Origin of the sequence: Pedobacter sp. UC225_65 (assembly GCF_042698365.1) — a bacterium.
Lineage (GTDB): Bacteria > Bacteroidota > Bacteroidia > Sphingobacteriales > Sphingobacteriaceae > Pedobacter.
The window spans coordinates 1,402,034-1,421,008 of record NZ_CP170550.1; the positions used below are offsets into that span (position 1 = coordinate 1,402,034).

An 18,975-nucleotide genomic window follows, 5' to 3' on the forward strand; every position below is an offset into this window, starting at 1 on the left:
AAAAAGATAACCTATTCAAAAATCCTATCGTGCAAACTTCTTAAAGCTTCTACTTTATTAGGCGTGCCTACCAATAAGGAAATATTATAGGCACTACCCCCATAAGAAATCATTCTTACCGGAATATGTTTGATCGAATCTAAAACTTTAGCGGCATAACCATGTTTCTCGGCACCAAAATCGCCAACTACACAGATGATTGTTTGGTCTTTATCTACCTCTACACTACCAAATGAGTTCAATTCTTTAATGATATCTTCCAGGTTATCTGTAAAATCAATGGTCAATGATACCGCTACCTCAGAAGTGGTGATCATATCAATTGGTGTTTTATATCTTTCGAAGATTTCGAAAATCCTTCTTAAAAAACCATAAGCTAACAACATTCGGCTCGATTGAATCTTGATAGCTGTAATTCCGTCTTTTGCAGCAATAGATTTGATCTTGCCTTTTTCACTTTCGGTGCTAATCACGGTGCCCAAAGCTTTAGGTTCCATGGTGTTCAACAAACGTACTGGAATTTTATATTTCTGGGCAGGAAAAACCGATTGCGGATGCAAGATTTTTGCTCCAAAATAGGCCAACTCAGCCGCTTCATCAAAAGACAAATGCGAAATCGGCTTGGTTCCTTTTACAATCCGTGGATCATTGTTGTGCATCCCATCAATATCTGTCCAGATCTGCACTTCTTCGGCCATAATTGCCGCACCCAATAAAGAAGCAGTATAATCACTCCCACCACGACGGAGGTTATCTACTTCGCCAAAACTGTTTCTACAGATAAAACCTTGGGTAATAAACAACTTGTTTTCGCTGTGCTGTGCCAATAAAGGCATCAAGTGTTCGGTTGTAAACAAGATATCAGGCTCGTTGTCTTCATCGATTTTCATAAAATCTAAAGCTGGCAACAAAACTGATGCTACACCGATAGATTTCAGGTAAATGTGATATAAAGTAGTTGAAAGCAATTCTCCTTGCGCCAAAACAACCTTTTCTTCAATATGCGTAAACATATCGTTAGCCAATGAAGCCAAAAAGTTGAAATGGTAATCCACTACCTCTTGTCCTTGTTCTCTAAAATCGCCTTCCGGCAAAAGCTCGATTACAAATTCGTTATATTTTTGATGTAAAACATTAATCAATTGGGCACCTTCCTTCTTCTCCTCCTTCAATAGCTTGGCTGAAATTTCTACTAGACTATTTGTAGTACCAGACACGGCCGATAATACAACGATTTGCTCTTCGGTTGGATCAATGATGTCCAACAATTTTTTCATGCGCTCTGGGCTACCTACAGATGTACCACCAAATTTTAATATTTTCATTTTTAATTTATAGAATTGGTATTTTTCTTATTATTGTAACGGGGCGTGAAATTAACGAAAAGAAGGCTAATTTCCGCTTTAATGGCAAAATAAAATTCTGAAACCGTTCTCGAAAAATGATTTGAACAATTTTTATTCTGTTTTGTTTCACATACCAACTTCAACCTGATTACATATGCAACTAGAACAATCGACCTTAACAACTATAAATCAATGGCTTAATGGTAATTACGACCAAGATACAAAAGCAAGTATCCAAAACTTATTGGATTCTGAAGCTTATACAGAACTGACCGATTCGTTTTATCGAAGCTTGGAGTTTGGTACAGGCGGTCTGCGTGGCATTATGGGTGCTGGCTCTAACCGCATCAACAAATATACCATCGGAACGGCTACTCAAGGCTTGGCCAATTACCTGAACAAGAAATACCCTGGTGAAAAAATCAGTGTAGCTATTGCGCACGACAGCAGAAACAATTCTGATTACTTTGCCCAGATCACTGCTGATGTATTTTCTGCAAATGGCATCCATGTGTATTTCTTTTCGGCCTTAAGACCAACACCTGAGCTTTCTTTTGCCATCCGCCATTTGGGTTGCAAAAGCGGGGTAATGTTAACGGCTTCACATAATCCAAAAGAATACAATGGCTATAAGGCCTATGGCAATGATGGTGGACAGTTTACTTCGCCAGACGACAAAATGGTAATGAATGAGGTTGCGGCCATTACCAGCATAGATGAGGTTAAATTTGGCCGTATCGAAAGCAACATCGAACTGATCGGTGAAGAAATAGACCAATTGTACTTGGATCAGATTACGGCACTTTCGGTATCGCCTGATGCCATTAAACGTGAGCATGACCTCAAGATTGTCTATTCTCCTATCCATGGTACAGGAATTACCTTGGTACCAAAAGCATTGACCCAATTTGGCTTTACCAATGTAACCATCGTAGAGGAGCAAAGTAAACCTGATGGTAATTTCCCAACGGTAGTCTATCCAAATCCTGAAGAAAAAGAAGCGCTAACACTTGCCCTAAAAAAGGCTGAAGAAATTGATGCAGACCTGGTTTTGGCAACAGACCCTGATGCAGATCGCGTAGGTATAGCTGTAAAAAACAATGATGGTGAATTTGTACTGCTTAATGGTAACCAAACCGGCAGTTTGCTGATCAATTACATTTTAACAGCCTGGGAAGAAAAAAGAAAGTTAACCGGCAACGAATATGTGGTATCTACCATTGTAACTACAAGTTTAATCAAAGCCATTTGCGATGCTAAAAATGTAGCGTACTTTAACACCTTAACTGGCTTTAAATGGATTGGGCAAGTAATGACCAATTTGCAAGGTAAAAAGACCTTTATTGCTGGTGGCGAAGAAAGTTACGGTTATTTGGTGGGTGATCTGGTGAGAGACAAGGATGCGGTAATTTCTTGTGCATTTATTGCAGAAATGACTGCTTTTTATAAAGATAAGGGCAGCAGCTTATATCAAGCGATGATTGATATGTATGTAACTTATGGCATGTATAAGGAAGATTTGGTTTCGATCACCAAAAAAGGTAAAACCGGAGCCGAAGAGATCAAGGCGATGATGGAACAATTTAGGAACAACCCACCTGCCAAATTGGGCGGTTCTGAGGTAGTTACCCTAAAAGATTACGAACTGAATAAAGAAACGAATATCAAAGCCAATTCAAGCAAAGAACTCGGTTTTCCTAAGTCTGATGTACTGCAGTTCATTACCGCTGATGGAAGCATCATATCGGCCCGCCCGAGTGGTACAGAGCCTAAGATCAAGTTCTATTGCAGTGTAAATACACCATTGGCAAGTGCTGCTGATTTTAAGGATACCGAGGTTAAACTTGCTGAAAAAATCAAAACGATTATGGAAGACCTACAGGCTTAAGAATCAATGGTTGAATTTCATATTAAATTTGATAAGAAAGAATATATAAAAGCAGAAAAGCTTAAAATTAGATTAGCGCTTAGGTCTTTTTATAAAAGGTTTTTGCTTTATTTATTTTTGACCATAGTCTGTATTTCAATGACTTTAATTGAAAAAGCTGGTTATACATCATGGCCTACAATGATGAGTATGTTTTTAGTTGGATTAACTTTAAGTTATATCTCAATTACGATAAGTACTCATAAAGAGTATTTTAAAAGAATAACAGCTCTTGCAGACAAGTATGAAAAAGAAAACATGGATTACAAATTCATCTTTTCTAATGAAGGTATAGCCTACGAAGATTCCCAAAAGGCAATGCAACATAAATGGAGAGCTTTCGATTCGTATGCCTTTTATAAAAACTATCTATTAATTTATAGAGGTCAAGATATCATCTATGTTGTAGATAAAGTATATCTGCCAGATTTTATTTCAGTACAGGACTTATTAAAATCAAAACTTATTTTGAGAAAGTAATTTGAATTAAAACCGTTAAAAATATAACAACAAGAGGTTGGTCTAATGACTGACCTTCTTTGTTTAAGATCAAGTAGATTAAAAATCCACTATTATTTAAGGTCGAGAAAGCATTTCTCGACCAACACAAGTTACTTTCCAATCACATTCCAAAGCGATTTGATCTTTATTGCAACTGTTTTTGTTTTCAGTGCTTTTTGGTCAAAAGTAATGACCTTTTCTTTACCTGCCTCTAGGTCAAAGTAATTGTCACTTAGTTTACCCGTATAACCAACCAGATCTACATATACATATTTGGCAAAAGCAGAAGATTTGAACACAAGTTTGTTCCCTATAATCTGATAAGTAATTTGAGGATTGGTCAATTTTAAATCTTTCGGTTTTACTACATCCCTTTCTGGCCTTACATCATCTCTATAAGCTTCTTTAACTGCGTACCAAGCGGCTTTGGGTGCCCGATCATAATAATCGGTAATGCTCCAGCTCGCCACTGGCCAACAGTCGTTCAGTTGCCAAAGCAAGGTACCCATGTTATAAGGTTCTTTACTGCGATGGATCAAGATCATATTTTTAAAACCATAATATTGCACACATTGCGTGAGGTAAGTATAGTCTGCAATAGAAAGCTTCTTTATCTTTTCCTCATCCAGCATATAACTTTTCAGATAGCCATCCAATTTCTGATAGCCATTGCCTGCCTTTTGATGGTTCTTCATCACATCGGAAGCCAAATATCGATCTTGTGGTTGTGTAAACTTTAAAATGCTCGAATAATTGGGCATGGCCTGCATCCCATATTCACTTACAAAACGTCCAGTTTTGTTTTCAAAGGCCTCAAAGTCCTCACCTCCCCACCAAACTCCCCAATAGTGGCTATCGCCTTCGGTAAAGCTATTTTTCACACCCCAACCATATCTAGGCGAAGTACTTACATAAGGTCTGCTACTGTCTACCTCATTCAGCCATTTCGGAATACTATCTCTAAACAACCTGGTATAATCGTTCCAAAGCTTGGCCGAATCTTTCTGTTTGATCCTGAATTGGTTTTGCCATCCCCATCGGTTAAAAGCCTCATCAATTTCATTGTTCCCACACCAAACCACAATACTTTTATGGTGCCTCAAGCGTTTCACCTGATATTTTACCTCTTCCTTTACATTGGCAAAAAAGGATTGATCGCCTGGCACCATTGTACCTGCAAACATAAAATCCTGCCAAACGTGTATACCCAAAGAATCGCACAGATCATAAAAAGCATCATCTTCGTAAATTCCACCTCCCCAAACCCTGAGCATGTTCATGTTGGCATCTTTGGCCATCATCAGCATTTTTCTGTAATCGTTTTTGGTCATTCGCGTTACAAAAGCATCAGAAGGAATATAATTGGCCCCTTTCATATAAGTTGGTTTTCCATTGATGTTGAAATAGAAAGAGCTGCCCTTTTCATCAGGTTGTTGAACCAGTTCTACTTTTATCGGTGGCACAAAGGTTTTTTCTATTGGTTTTTGGTTATAGGCTTCTAATCTTACTGCTTTCCAAATGCCACAACCTGTTAATTTCGGCCCCCAATCCCAACCAAAATGGAATTGCGCCTTGCGCACATAAGCTCTGGGGTTATCTGGAATGATATAAGGCACATCGGCCTTTGCCAAAGAATCGACTACGTTTTGCGCAGCACGAAACCTGACCAATAATTTATTGTCTTTTGGTTTGAGCAGGCTTTTAACTTCTACCTTCCATTGCCTAAACATATTGTCTGCCTTTAAGATCAGCTTACCGTTTAGATAAACATCTGCATAAGTGTCCAATCCATCAAATACAAGTTCAATATTGGCTTTTTGGTACACGTTTGGCAAAACTGAAAAAGTGGTCTTGTAATCCCAGTTTTCCTTTTCTATCCATTGTACTTTCTTTTCGTTATCGCGATAAAAAGGATTGGGAATCAATTTATTGGTCAAAAGGTCTACATGTACCTCGCCAGGAACTTTTGCGGGATACCATTTGGCTTCATCTTGCTCTTGGAATACCCAGTTTGTGGTGAGTTGTTGGCTTACAAGTTGTGCATCTACCTTAAAGATTAGACAAAATAAGCAGCTAAAGGTTAAAAGTATTTTATTGAACATGATAAAGTTTAATCGTTATTTGTTGTAAAACCACCAACTTGTAGGTACAGTCTGTTTTTTTAGGGTTGATGAGGCTACTTTTAATTCTAAGGCTCCATCTCCCGTGCCTTGAAAGAAAGAAAGCTTAACCTTATGAAATCCTTTTTTCAAGGCAAATATACCGGTCTGTTCTATATTTCCATGCGGACCATCATTGTCCAATACTTCATCGCCAATCCAAAGTTTACTACCATCGTCAGAAGACAGATAGAACTCATAAACGCCGTCAGCAGGGACTTTTATGAAACCATTGTAAACCATCCCTACATTCTCCTTTTTAGTGGTATCATTGATTGATACTTGTTTGGCAATCAAAGTTTTTATGGGTTTTACATGATCCAATGCAGCAACAGTCGACACTTCAGCTTCATAAACATTTAATGCAAGTCCTGCTATTAGTTTTGACGGTTGTATCGCTTTTTGCCATTGGTGCACTTTTACCGATGTGCTAACCATATTACTTGGGATCAACCCCTTCGAAAAGGCCGTTGCTTTCAACAATCCACTGTTTTTAATCGATATAGGTGTTTGATACAATAGGGAGTTTTCAGTTGGTATTGTTCCATCTAAAGTATACCTGATCTCGCTTTGTGGTGCAGCCGAAATACTAACTGTTGGACTGAGTGAACCACCCAAATAGTTTACGGTTACTTTTGGTTTTTTGGTAAATGCACCTGTATTGAAAATTTTCAGCACATAAGCATAATTGCTTTTAATCCGGTTTGGATCAAATTCGGGCAAGGTAATGACAACATCTGTTCCCTTTTGTTCCCATCTTAAACTTGCTTTTGTCTCTAACAATTCAATACGTGTATCTTTTTTAAGTACCAGATCCTGTAGTACAAATTGTTTGTTGGAAGGATACTTTGGTAATAAGGCATATAGATTATTGGTTGTAGGGTTATAGGTAAAAAAGCAGTTTTTAACTGCATAACCTGGATCTGGGTCAATAGTAACTTTAAGTAGATAATCTCCACTGCCATTTTTCGCCTTGTATTCTCGATTACCTTCAGACCATTGTGAAACCTTCATCCAACGTTCTGTATTATAGATGGCTTCTTTATTAATATCCATCCAATTACCAATCTGCAACAAGCGTTCTTGCATAATGGGTGGTATCTTGCCATGTTTATCAGGTCCGATATCCAATAAAAAATTACCACCACCACTTACCTTGTCAATCAACTGCAAAACCAAAGATTGTGTTGAATTGTAATCCCAAGCATCTTCTTCCCTATTGTAACCATACGAAAGGCCCATCCCCCTGCTTTCTTCCCAATAATGGTCTTCAAAATCGACGTTGGGCTGATATTCTGGTGTAAAAACTGCACCATGCTTAAAGCGTACTCCAGAACCCCAACGGTCATAGGTTACGATATTTTGTTTAACAGGACTTTCGTTGTATAACCAGGCCAAAAACTCTTCACTCTGCCATGCTTTAGCAGAGAGGTCCCAATCTCCATCGGTCCAAAAAACGTCGGGTTTATAGGTGTTGATCAGGTCTTTCATCTGTGGCCATTGGTGTTCTGCAACATATCTCTTTTTATCCTTTAACCAAAGTGGATTAAACCATTCATATAAAGAATAATACATACCCGGATGGACTGAAGTTTTACGGATGGCTTTAAACAAATCTCCAACCAGATCTCTGTGCGGCCCCGTAGTTACTGAGTTCCAAGGGAAGCCCCAAGTTTTGTCCGCTTCCTTACTTGGCCACAGTGCATATCCATCATGATGTTTAGTCGTCAACACCACATATTTGGCTCCAGATTTTTCAATCAGGTTGGCCCATTCGTCTGGCTTAAAAAGTTCTGCCTTAAACTGGTCTGCAAATTGGTAATAGGACTGATTGCCAAAATTGGTTTTGTGGTAATTGATCCTAGCGGTATCTCCACTATTCAATCCTTGTTGGTACCATTCGGCATAATTCCCCTTTGAGCAAAAGCCCGGTACGGAATAAACGCCCCAATGGATAAAAATTCCAAATTTACTGTCCTTAAACCATTGTGGAACTGGTCTGGTGTCTAAAGATTCCCAATTGGGTTGATAGATTTGGGCCGTAGCTGATGAAACAGCTAATGCCAATAAGATTAGTAGTTTTTTCATGGTAGTTGTTCGGTTAGATTAGTTTAATATTTGGTTGTTAAACACATGAACGGAAAGATATTCCATTCATATCAGTCAACTAAATTTGGAAATTAATATACAGTTTTTGCTGTAAACTCGACACAAAAATGTTTAGTTTTGCAGCGATGTCAATCTTTAGAAGACTTATTGCCCTATTTTTACTTTTTGGTATTCTTACCAATTGTTTCAATTATTGGGTGCTTTCCTCTTCCTATGCATTCAATAAGGCTTACATTTCATCAGTACTCTGTTCTAACAAAGACAAACCTGAACTTCATTGCGAGGGTAAATGTTTTATGGACATTAAACTGAAAGAATTGGAACAAAAAAACAAGCAGGACCAAGAGAACTTAAAAAGGATGATCGAGACAGTAGCACCCGTTACTGCCAGTTTACTCATTCCAGTTTACGAAATCGATCTATCACCTGTTTCTACGTTTTACCTACAGCAAAAACCGATCAACACGGCTATTGCAATCTTCCATCCGCCAAAACAGGCCTAATTACTTTTTATTTGAACTAAAATAGCTCTTTCTATAAAAGAGACTGGGCATACTTGTGCCTTTAGTTTAAAAATCCAACTTATTTATTCAAAAGATAATGCCGCTAACAAACCTATTGTTATTGGCTTTATTACACACTTTTTATTGCCCTAAACAAGGTTATAAAAACAGTTTGGTCCAAGTTGCCAGTGCTGATTTATACACCATGGGCAATAGAATCCGAACAATTATTAAAATTCATTCACATGAAAACATATATCAAAAATTTAAAATCGATTTTCCTATTAATAACCATTACCATTATAACTGCCGCCTGTTCTAAAAACAGCGAACCCGTACCAGCATTTAATGAAAGCAAACTTGCTCCACTTTCTGTAGAATTCGACAATATAATTGGTGATAGAACTTTGACCTTAAACAATACCACTACTCCTTATACCAATGCTGCTGGAGAACAATTTACCGTTTCTCAGCTACAGTATTTCATCAGCAACATAAAGCTTACTACAGCATCAGGAAAAACCTATACTGTAAAACAGGATGAGAGTTATTTTTTAATCAAATCTAGCGATAAGAGTACCCGTTTTGCCAAAGTAAATGTACCAGAGGCAGACTACACCAAACTTACCTTTACCATTGGTGTAGATAGTTTACGCAGTACGATGGATATCGCAGAACGAAAAGGGGTACTTGATCCTGCTGGAGGCATGACCGATGGAATGTACTGGGGATGGAATGCGGGATATATCTTCTTTAAGTTTGAGGGAAATTCAAACGTCATATCAGATGATGTAAATGGAGAATCCAACTGGAAAAAAAGCATTCAGGTACCATATTGGTGGCTTTGGTGGTTACAGTGCGCCAACCATCAATAACATTAAAACGGTTACCATAGACCTGAATGCAGCTGGTATAGCCAAAGTAAGGAAAGATAGACAGAGCAATATCCATCTTTTTGTTGATGTCATGAAGTTTTTTAACGGCAGCAACGGTTTCAGCATTGCTGCACACCCAACCGTAATGTTCAGTCAATACAGCACCAGTATTGCCAAAAACCTAACGGAAATGTTTAAACACGACCATACAGAAAATTAAGATCGATGAAGAGGAATCATTGGATAGCAGCATTAATTTGCTGCTTATTTATAATCGCCTGCAAAAAATCTGAGCAGCTGAATGATCAAGTTACATCATTCTTAGGGTTTCAGAAACCTGCTAATTTTCCAGAGCCTGTTTACAATTTTGCCAATAACAAGGTTACAAAAGAGGGTTTTGAATTGGGTAGAACACTTTTCTATGAAGGTCGACTCTCTAGGGACAATAGCATTTCTTGTGGTTCTTGCCATATCCAATCGTCGGCTTTTACACAACATGGACATGATGTGAGCCATGGCATTGATGATCGCTTGGGCACACGCAACTCTCCTCCCATCATGAACTTGGCTTGGAACAAAGCCTTTATGTGGGGCGGTGGTGTATTTGACCTCGATCTACAACCTATTGTGCCCATCACCGCACACGAGGAAATGGATGAAAATCTAGAAAATGTAATGGCCAAGCTTCGATTGATGCCTAAATACACTGCATTGTTCAAGAGTGCATTTGGAACTTCAGAGATCAATACGGCAAGGATGATGAAAGCCTTGTCCCAATTTATGTTGATGTGTGTAAGCAGTAATTCCAAATACGATAGGGTGATGCGAAAAGAGAACAATACCTCTTTTACTACGGAAGAACAGGAAGGTTATATGCTTTTTAAACAGCAATGTGCCGCCTGCCATACCGAACCTTTATTTACGGATGGATCGTTTAGAAACAATGGTTTGGCACCAAGCCCTGTAAATGACCTGGGTTTATATACTGCAACATTAATTGATAGCGACCGCTACAAATTCAAGGTCCCGTCGTTAAGAAACCTGCGTTATACTGCACCGTATATGCACGATGGCAGGCATTTTTCATTAACTGCCGTATTGGAACATTACAGTAGTCAGGTACAAGACCTTCCCAATTTAAGTCCCATATTGCAACAGAGTGGCAAATTAGGAATTACATTATCTGCTACAGATAAGACCAAGATACTGGCCTTTTTGAATACGTTGAACGACGAAACTTTTATCAACAACAGCAGTTTAGCTGAACAATAATTACAGATATGAAAATAAAGATCATCCTCAGTTTATGCCTCACCTTCCTTGTACTTTCTTCCAAGGCCTGCGATATTTGCGGTTGTGGCGTAGGGAGTTACTATGTGGGTATCCTCCCAGAATATAACAAAAGATTCTTGGGTCTACGCTATCAATATAAGACGCTCCAAACCCATTTGGGGCCATTTGGCGAACATACACCCTTAACCGCCAACGAAAGCTATCAAAGTGTTGAGCTTTGGGGTGGTTGGAACATTGGCAACAAATTCAGGGTGTTGGCCATCTTACCTTACAATTTAAATGAGCGTAAAAGTCAGGAAGGCAAGGGTACCAAAAATGGAATCGGCGATATAGCGCTGATGGGTTATTATAAATTGCTCAACCACGAAGGTATGTTGGGCAATAAACTGCTGATCCAATCGCTTTGGCTTGGGGCAGGTATCAAAGTACCAACTGGCAAATATGAGCAACAAGAAAGGTTGGCTGTTCAAGAGTCTCCAAACAACTTTCAATTGGGTACTGCCAGTGTCGATTTTACGATCAATGCCACTTACGATATCCGTTACCAGGACCTTGGGATCAATGCCAACGTCAACTATAAGATCAATACCGAAAACAAATATGCTTACCGCTATGGAAATAAGTTTTCGACCAATGTATTGGCGTATTACAAATTCCGCATTGCCCATTCATTTACAGTAGCACCCAATGCAGGTTTGTTATATGAAACTGCACAAAAGGATGTTGAAGACAAAAAATATGATGTTGCCGTATCAGGTGGACATTCTTTGTCGGCAGTAATGGGTGCAGAATTTGCGCTTACCGGATTTTCATTTGGCGCAAACTACCAAAATGTAAGGTCGCAAAACCTGGCGGGTGGTAGAGCCTACGCCGGAAACAGATTAATGGTCCATGTATCCATCCCATTTTAATTTTAAAATATGAAAAAAATAATCCAATGCCTATTTCTAATGGCAATGATGGTGTCTTGTACACCAAAAGAAAACAATGACAATGTACGCGCAGAGCTGATGCAATTTCACGACCAATTGATGATGGACAACGAAACCATTATCGGCAACCAGATGAAATTGGATACTTTACTGAGAGACATGAAAGGAATAAAAACTAAAAATCCAACCATAGATACAGTAAAGGAAAAAGAGCTCATCAACAAAATGTTGGTCCGTTTAACAAGGGCTGAAGATCAGATGAACGATTGGATGCACAATTTCAATGCAGATTTTAAGGACCCTTCTCCAGAAGCTACCCTACAGTACTTTAAAGCTGAGCGAGAAAAGATTGCTGCCATTGCCAAGGCTTATCAGCAAGAGATCAATTCGTCAAATGTTTATTTAAAACAAAGAAATAATGAAAAACCTAATTAAATACCTCCCTATCCTACTCATTTTTAGTTTTGGATGTAAGGATGAACCTAAACGCCTACCCTTTTTGCAAATGGAAACCACCCAAAAAACGGTTAATGGTAAAGTTGTTGAAGACACAATTTTTAGTACCATTCCAGCATTTAAACTGCTCAATCAGGATAGTGTGGAAGTAACCGATAAAGATTTCGACAATAGCATCTATGTGGCCGATTTCTTTTTTACTACTTGCCCTACCATTTGCCCCACCATGCACCGTAACTTGTTTAAGGTCTATCAAAAATTTGAGCACAACCCGAGCGTTAAGTTTGCCTCGCACACCATCGATGTCAAATACGATAAACCATCGGTCATGAAAGCCTATGCAAAAAAAATGGGCATTAAAGGTAAAAACTGGCAGTTTTTATGGGGAACCCGCGATCAGATCTACGCCTTAGCCGAAAGAAACTACTTGGTAGCAGTTACAGAAGACAATAAAGCACCTGGAGGTTTTGTACATCAGGGCTACCTGATTTTGGTCGACAAACAAAAACGCATCCGTGGTGCCTATGATGGTACAGTTGATGCCGAGGTACAAAAATTAATGACAGATATGGACATCCTTTTAAAAGAACAATAATCATGAGAACAATTTTAATCATTGGCGTATTGGCATTTGGCGTTCAACTTTCTACCGTTACCATTAACGAAAGTACCCAAGGCCAACAAAAAACAACAGACACTGTTAAAAAAGAATTGATCGATCCAGTCTGTAAAATGAAGATCAGGCCCAAATCTTCAACCAACGAAAATTACACTTACGAAAAGGCAAACTATACTTTTTGTTCGGCTACTTGTAAAAACAAGTTTGTTGCCCAACCAACTAAATATATCAAAAAGCCTAAAAATTAGGTAATGGATAGGCAATAAATATGAATCTCTATAACTCCAGTTGGTCAGTGTACCAGCTGGAGTTTATTAATTGGGCTGTCACAATGTATAGAATTTAAGGTGGCTAGCTAATTTTATATTACCTTTACAATTTGAAAATTATGAAACGAATTATTCTTCCAGCCTTAGCTTTACTAATTGGTATTGTTAGTGCTTGTAACAACAACAAAACCCTTCCCATTTATGGCAATCGTGAAGCCAAAGTGGTTACTGCCGCTGATGGAAGCCAGAAAGTAGACACAATCTATCAGACCATTCCTGCATTCAAGTTACTGAACCAGGATAGCACCTACATCACACAGGATAATTTCAAAGGAAAAGTTTATGTTGCCGATTTCTTTTTCACCTCTTGTACCACGATCTGTCCAACCATGCACAGAAACCTAAAGACGGTTTACGAACAATACAAAGACAATCCAGAGGTGATGTTTTTATCACATACCATCGATTTTAAATACGACAAACCATCTGTATTAAAGAAATATGTACAAAAACTAGGTGTTGATGGGGCCAAATGGCAATTCGCCTATGGTAGCAAAGAAGAAGTTTATCGTTTGGCAGAACACGATTACCTGGTAGCCGTACAAGAAGATAGTACCGCAAGAGATGGTTATATCCACCAAGGTTGGTTGGTGCTGATCGATAAAGAAAAAAGGATGCGTGGTGCTTACGATGGGACCAAAACAGACCAGGTAGAACAGCTTAAAAAAGATATTGCTACTTTATTGGCCGAAGAAAAGAAATAAACATGCGAAGAATGATCTTATTTGCCATTTTTTCGGCTACCGTCTGTTGCATCATCTATTCTTGCCAAAGTGAGGGAGAAATTGAACAGGCCAAATACTTGACCAGTGGCAAGGATATCTATATCAAGAATTGCCAGAACTGTCATGGCACCAATGGAGAAGGCTTAGGAGAATTGGCACCACCATTAACCGACACAGTGTTTTTAAAAACCAACAAAGCCCAATTGGCCTGTATCATTAAAAATGGGTCTAACAAAGGTGTGGTGATCCTGGTAAAAAGTATGAAGGTAAAATGCCCGAATTCGAAAAAATGCCTGATATTGATATAGCCCAGGTCATTGTTTATATCACCAATTCTTTTGGCAACAAACAAGGCATGTACACATACGAACAGGTTGCTTTAGACCTTAAGGAATGTAAATAGTCGTTAGTCTCTAGTCTTTAGTCAAGAGTAACTAATATAGAGTTTCAGTGTTACAAGACATTGATTCATAAAAATCTAATTCATATTCAATAAGGGATAGTCTGGAATATCACTTCCAGACTATTTCCTATCCTTCATTTACTCTAATCTACTTCCTTCGCACTACCGACTATAAATGCTATCTTTGGCAAAAATGCAAGCCATTCTATCGCCGTTCTGAGCAATCAGTAGGGAGGAAAGTCCGGGCAACATAGAGCATCTCGCTTCCTAACGGGAAGGAATTTGGGATTGAAGGCCTAAATGACGGAAAGTGCCACAGAAAATATACCGCTACAAGCAATTGGAGTAAGGGTGAAAACGTGAGGTAAGAGCTCACGAACTCGCTAAGTGATTAGTGTTTTGGTAAACCCCGGGAGTTGAAAGACCAAATAGGCTAACGCACGTAGGGCTGCTCGTCCGATGTTAGTGGGTAGGTCGTTAGAGATAAACGGCAACGTTTATACTAGATTAATGATAGAAGAGAACAGAACCCGGCTTATAGGCTTGCATTTTTTTACAGCCTTTCTCCACAATAATATAAACAATTAAACTTGGCGTTTTTAAATCGGCCAAAACCTTTTAGCTATTTTCCCGTTTATTGCGTAACAAATTGTACGAAAAACTATACATTCCATAAAAAATAATATATTAGTACCACTAAAAATTAAATGTATCCCATGGCAAAATTGCTAATAATAGATGATGAGCGAGCGATAAGAAGTACACTACGTGAAATCTTAGAATATGAGAGCTACGAAGTTGATGACATCGACAACGGTATAGATGGATTAGAGCTCATCAAAAAAAATAATTACGATCTGGTATTGTGCGATATCAAGATGAATAAAATGGATGGTATGGAGGTGCTTGAAAATGCATTGGTTCTAAAGCCAGGTCTTCCTTTTATCATGATATCTGGACATGGGACTGTAGAAACAGCCATCGAAGCCAGTAAAAAAGGAGCATTCGACTTTGTATCTAAACCACCAGATCTAAATAGGTTATTGATCACCGTTCGTAACGCTTTAGACCGCGGAACGTTGGTTACCGAAACCAAGGTTTTAAAAAGAAGGGTAAGTAAAACCCGTCATATTTTAGGAGAATCTGAAAGTATCGGAAAAATTAAGGAAACGATAGAACGCGTAGCCCCTACCGAAGCCCGTGTGTTGATTACCGGAGCCAACGGAAGTGGTAAAGAATTGGTAGCCCGTTGGATCCACGAAAAATCGAATAGGGCTGAAAGTGCATTGATAGAAGTAAACTGTGCAGCCATTCCTTCCGAATTGATAGAAAGTGAGCTTTTTGGTCACGAAAAAGGATCATTTACTTCTGCCGTAAAACAACGTATCGGAAAGTTTGAACTGGCCAATGGTGGTACTTTATTTTTGGATGAGATTGGCGACATGAGCCTTTCTGCTCAAGCCAAAGTATTACGTGCCCTACAAGAACATAAGATTACTCGTGTAGGTGGTGAAAAGGAATTGGATGTAAACGTACGTGTAATTGCCGCTACCAATAAAGATCTGTTGAAAGAGATCGAAGATGGCAATTTCAGGATGGATTTGTACCATCGTTTAAATGTGATCAACATCCATGTACCACACTTGACTGAACGTACAGACGATATCCCCGTAATTGCGCAAAGCTTTTTAGAAGATCTGTGGCGATTACGGCATGCCTGTTAAAAAAATCAGCGAAGGTGGTATGGAAGCTTTAAAAACCTTACCATGGACTGGGAATGTGCGTGAACTGCATAACATGATCGAGCGATTGATCATCCTGAGCGATAAAACCATTACCGAAAACGATGTGATCGCTTTTGCCAACCCAACTGGTGGAACAAATATTGGAGCTGCAAATGGACATGCAGCATTAGCTGCAACAAATGGAGCTGCAGTAAACTACGAGAAGTTTTCTAACTTTCAGGATTATAAAGATTATGCAGAGAAAGAGTTTATCAAATATAAACTAGAGAAAAACAATTGGAACGTTTCCAAAACTGCCGACGATATCGAAATCCAACGCAGTCATCTTTACAGCAAGATCGAAAAATTTGGTCTTAAAAGAGCAGAATAACATCATTGTTGTAGGTTGTGAAAAGCATAACCTACAACAATTTTAGTTCATATAATCAGCCTGTCTGCTCAACATAGCTCTATATTTATTAAAAATAGCTGTTTTGGAAACAAAGCCAATATAGGTATCATCTTCATCCACTACAGGCAAGATCCATACATTTTCTTTCTCCATCAATTGTAAAACTTCCTTCAATTCAGCATTGACATCAATTACCGCTGGCGCCAATTCCATTAACTGTTCTACGGTATCTGGCATTGCTGTTTGACTATTGAATGATTTCTTTAATAGCTCTTCTACATATACCAGACCTTTAAACTGCTGTTCCTCTCCTACTACTGGAAAAATATTTCGCTTAGACTGTAAAATCTCTGGCATTCGATCTTGGATCAGTTCGTTTTCATTTAACACCAAATAGTCCTTCTCGATCAGGTACCTCAACTTCATCATGTTCAATACCGTGGTGTCTTTATCTTCGTGATGAGACAATTGCCCTTTATCGGCCAATGGTTTTGTATAGATAGAATATTTATTTACACTTCTATTGATCAGGTAGGCAATCGCGGTAGTGATCATCAAAGGAACCATCAAGATATAACCACCTGTAATCTCGGCAATCAAAAAGATACCTGTTAAAGGGGCGTGCATGATCGAGCCCAAAGAAGCAGCCATGCCGGCTACAATAAAATTTGCCACATTAACCTGTGCAAAACCCAAGGTATTGATCGTGAATGCCACAATAAAACCCATTAAACCACCCACAATTAAACTGGGTGCAAAAATACCACCATTACCACCTGCACCCAAAGTAACCAAGGTAGCCACAGATTTGGCAAATATGGTAAACAGAGTAAATAGGATGATCAGTCCTGGCACACCGCTATAAGACGAGAAGATGCTATTACTGATCACTGCCGTAGTATCTCCCTTTAATAGGTTTTTGATGGTAATGTAACCTTCTCCATATAAAGTGGGGAAAAGAAAAACCAATGCACCAAGCATTAAACCACCTAAGATTACCTTTTTATAAGGATGTTTGATCTGATAGAAAAAGTTTTTGATGGCATAATTGGCCTTCCCGAAAAAGATGGAGAACAAGCCAACCAAACAAGCTAAGATAACGTAGTAGAAAATAGAGGAGGTTTTCCAGCCTTCGGTTACCAGATAGAACAACTGTTCGTTGTAAAAAAAACGTGCTACTACAGCAGCGGTGGCAGAAGAAAGCAACAGTGGGATAAAAGCTGGAATCGTAAATTCTGGCAATAAAATCTCGATGGCAAATACAATGCCCGCAATCGGACTGTTAAATGCACCAGCGATACCTGCAGCGGCACCACAGGCCAATAAGAGTGTAGTTTCTCTGTAGGATAAACCTAAAAATCGCCCTACAGAAGAGCCAATGGATGAACCACTGGTTACAATCGGGGCCTCCAATCCTGTAGAACCACCAAAACCTACCGTTAATGCCGCTGTAATGATCTGCGAATAGATGTTATGGGGTTCTACCTTGCTCGATTTCTTGGAAATGGTATACAACAAAGGGGTCAATCCCGTTTCAAACTTACCTTTACGGATAAACCTGCGCACATACATTACCGAAAGCAGGATACCAATTAATGGAAACAGCAGATACAAGTAATACTTATACTCCCAATGCAGGTCGGTCTGTAAAAATTCTTCGATGTGATGGGTTAAAGTTTTGAGCAAAGCTGCAGCGAGACCAGCTAAAACACCCACAATAAGCGCAGCAATGACCAGAAAATTCCGGTTAGAGATTTTTGTTTTTCGGTATAGATTTAGTTTATCAATGTAGTTTACCAATTTGATATACATTCATCATTTTATTTAGTGCAAAGAAAATCGAAAGCGTTCTCTTTAGGCATCAAATTTATCCAATAGCTTTAACAGCGTGGTAAAATCTTTTGGATAAGGTGCTTCAATATGGATATCCTGTTCGTCAAGTCCTTTAAAAACAATTTCTTTGGCATGGAGGGCAAATCTTTTCATGATCGGCTGCTCTTCTTCGTCTTTTGACAAACGATACCCCTTTTTAATGGCCGATAGATAAACTGGTTTACCCTTGTACATGTGGTCGCCACAAATGGCCGCACGTTGAGTAGCTAAGTGGATCCGGATCTGGTGCATCCTGCCTGTTACCGGCTTACACTCTACCAAAGTATAATGTTTATAGTATTTTAAGGAGTTGAAATAAGTTTCAGCGCGTTTACCTTCTACACGATCAATGGTTACATTTTTATTGCCATCGTTTAAGATGGGTAAATCCACAAAAAGATTGTCGAACTGATACTGACCATCTACCACAGCATGATAGATTTTTTCACCTTTCTTCTTTCAAATTGCATGGCCAGGTTACGATAGGCCTCTGGATTTTTGGCAATAACTATAGCTCCAGAAGTTTCCTTATCTAAACGGTGGCAAACCTGCGCATCAGCTGAATATTGCTTGGCCAAACGTAAGATATTGACCTCACCTGCAGCACCACGCTCGTCTAATGAGGCAATAAATGGAGGTTTGTTTACCACAATGTAATCATCGTTTTCGAATAGGATAAGGTCTTTAAAGTTTGGGTATTTCACGCTGTGTTCTTAAAATAAAGTACAAAAGTACAAATATTTAAGGGGATTGATGGAAAACAAGGAGGAAAATGGATTTCAGCTGATAT

General features: G+C 38.8%; 16 protein-coding genes, 1 other RNA gene and 2 pseudogenes. 14 read left to right on the forward strand and 5 right to left on the reverse strand.

The features are described from left to right. Nucleotides 1-11 precede the first annotated feature (11 nt). On the reverse strand, nt 12-1,325 hold the full coding sequence (locus tag ACFJIZ_RS07390; RefSeq protein WP_379091837.1) for an aspartate kinase: 1,314 nt from the start codon (nt 1,323-1,325) through the stop codon (nt 12-14). Nucleotides 1,326-1,500: 175 nt separating this feature from the next. Between ACFJIZ_RS07390 and ACFJIZ_RS07395 the strand changes: the two genes are divergently transcribed. Together ACFJIZ_RS07395 and ACFJIZ_RS07400 are read left to right on the forward strand one after the other, a co-directional pair. After that, nucleotides 1,501-3,234: a phospho-sugar mutase gene (locus ACFJIZ_RS07395; RefSeq protein ID WP_379091838.1), complete on the forward strand. Its 1,734-nt coding sequence runs from the start codon at nt 1,501-1,503 to the stop codon at nt 3,232-3,234. Nucleotides 3,235-3,240: 6 nt separating this feature from the next. After that, nucleotides 3,241-3,753, forward strand: coding sequence for a hypothetical protein (locus ACFJIZ_RS07400; protein ID WP_379091839.1), 513 nt, complete (start codon nt 3,241-3,243; stop codon nt 3,751-3,753). Nucleotides 3,754-3,884: 131 nt separating this feature from the next. On the opposite strand, the gene ACFJIZ_RS07405 is transcribed toward ACFJIZ_RS07400, so the two are convergent. After that, nucleotides 3,885-5,876, reverse strand: coding sequence for a glycoside hydrolase family 2 protein (locus ACFJIZ_RS07405; RefSeq protein WP_379091840.1), 1,992 nt, complete (start codon nt 5,874-5,876; stop codon nt 3,885-3,887). A gap of 15 nt (nt 5,877-5,891) precedes the next feature. Then, entirely contained in the window at nt 5,892-8,021 is a 2,130-nt protein-coding gene (locus ACFJIZ_RS07410; protein ID WP_379091841.1) for an alpha-L-fucosidase, read from the reverse strand. Between the two features lie 128 nt (nt 8,022-8,149). Between ACFJIZ_RS07410 and ACFJIZ_RS07415 the strand changes: the two genes are divergently transcribed. From ACFJIZ_RS07415 to ACFJIZ_RS07470, 12 genes and pseudogenes are all read left to right on the forward strand, one after another. Beyond that, nucleotides 8,150-8,545 (forward strand): hypothetical protein, encoded by a 396-nt coding sequence (locus tag ACFJIZ_RS07415; protein ID WP_379091842.1) that lies wholly within the window; start codon nt 8,150-8,152, stop codon nt 8,543-8,545. A gap of 245 nt (nt 8,546-8,790) precedes the next feature. Then, nucleotides 8,791-9,420 carry an MbnP family protein gene (locus tag ACFJIZ_RS07420; protein WP_379091843.1) on the forward strand — a complete coding sequence of 210 codons (630 nt, stop codon included), beginning with the start codon at nt 8,791-8,793 and terminating at the stop codon, nt 9,418-9,420. Next, complete coding sequence (locus tag ACFJIZ_RS07425) at nt 9,341-9,640, forward strand: MbnP family protein (RefSeq protein ID WP_379091844.1); 300 nt, start codon at nt 9,341-9,343, stop codon at nt 9,638-9,640. Before ACFJIZ_RS07420 ends, ACFJIZ_RS07425 begins: the two co-directional genes overlap by 80 nt. Nucleotides 9,641-9,645: 5 nt before the next feature. Next, nucleotides 9,646-10,692: a cytochrome-c peroxidase gene (locus tag ACFJIZ_RS07430; RefSeq protein WP_379091845.1), complete on the forward strand. Its 1,047-nt coding sequence runs from the start codon at nt 9,646-9,648 to the stop codon at nt 10,690-10,692. A gap of 8 nt (nt 10,693-10,700) precedes the next feature. Then, nucleotides 10,701-11,624 (forward strand): transporter, encoded by a 924-nt coding sequence (locus ACFJIZ_RS07435; RefSeq protein ID WP_379091846.1) that lies wholly within the window; start codon nt 10,701-10,703, stop codon nt 11,622-11,624. Nucleotides 11,625-11,633: 9 nt separating this feature from the next. Beyond that, nucleotides 11,634-12,080 carry a hypothetical protein gene (locus ACFJIZ_RS07440; RefSeq protein ID WP_379091847.1) on the forward strand — a complete coding sequence of 149 codons (447 nt, stop codon included), beginning with the start codon at nt 11,634-11,636 and terminating at the stop codon, nt 12,078-12,080. Beyond that, nucleotides 12,064-12,696 carry an SCO family protein gene (locus ACFJIZ_RS07445; protein WP_379091848.1) on the forward strand — a complete coding sequence of 211 codons (633 nt, stop codon included), beginning with the start codon at nt 12,064-12,066 and terminating at the stop codon, nt 12,694-12,696. The genes ACFJIZ_RS07440 and ACFJIZ_RS07445 overlap by 17 nt, the downstream gene beginning before the upstream one ends. Before the next feature lie 2 nt (nt 12,697-12,698). Further along, complete coding sequence (locus ACFJIZ_RS07450; RefSeq protein ID WP_379091849.1) at nt 12,699-12,968, forward strand: YHS domain-containing protein; 270 nt, start codon at nt 12,699-12,701, stop codon at nt 12,966-12,968. 140 nt (nt 12,969-13,108) lie between these two features. Further along, nucleotides 13,109-13,753, forward strand: coding sequence for an SCO family protein (locus ACFJIZ_RS07455; protein ID WP_379091850.1), 645 nt, complete (start codon nt 13,109-13,111; stop codon nt 13,751-13,753). 11 nt (nt 13,754-13,764) lie between these two features. Continuing rightward, entirely contained in the window at nt 13,765-14,082 is a 318-nt protein-coding gene (locus tag ACFJIZ_RS07460; protein WP_379091851.1) for a c-type cytochrome, read from the forward strand. Nucleotides 14,083-14,369: 287 nt separating this feature from the next. Further along, nucleotides 14,370-14,731: RNase P RNA component class A (rnpB, locus tag ACFJIZ_RS07465), an RNA gene on the forward strand. A gap of 162 nt (nt 14,732-14,893) precedes the next feature. Next, nucleotides 14,894-16,292: pseudogene (locus ACFJIZ_RS07470) on the forward strand (sigma-54-dependent transcriptional regulator). Between the two features lie 42 nt (nt 16,293-16,334). Here the strand turns inward: ACFJIZ_RS07470 and ACFJIZ_RS07475 are convergent. Both ACFJIZ_RS07475 and ACFJIZ_RS07480 read right to left on the reverse strand, forming a co-directional pair. Then, nucleotides 16,335-18,125 (reverse strand): chloride channel protein, encoded by a 1,791-nt coding sequence (locus ACFJIZ_RS07475; protein ID WP_379091852.1) that lies wholly within the window; start codon nt 18,123-18,125, stop codon nt 16,335-16,337. Between the two features lie 42 nt (nt 18,126-18,167). Continuing rightward, nucleotides 18,168-18,889, reverse strand: a pseudogene (locus tag ACFJIZ_RS07480) (RluA family pseudouridine synthase). Between the last annotated feature and the right edge of the window lie 86 nt (nt 18,890-18,975).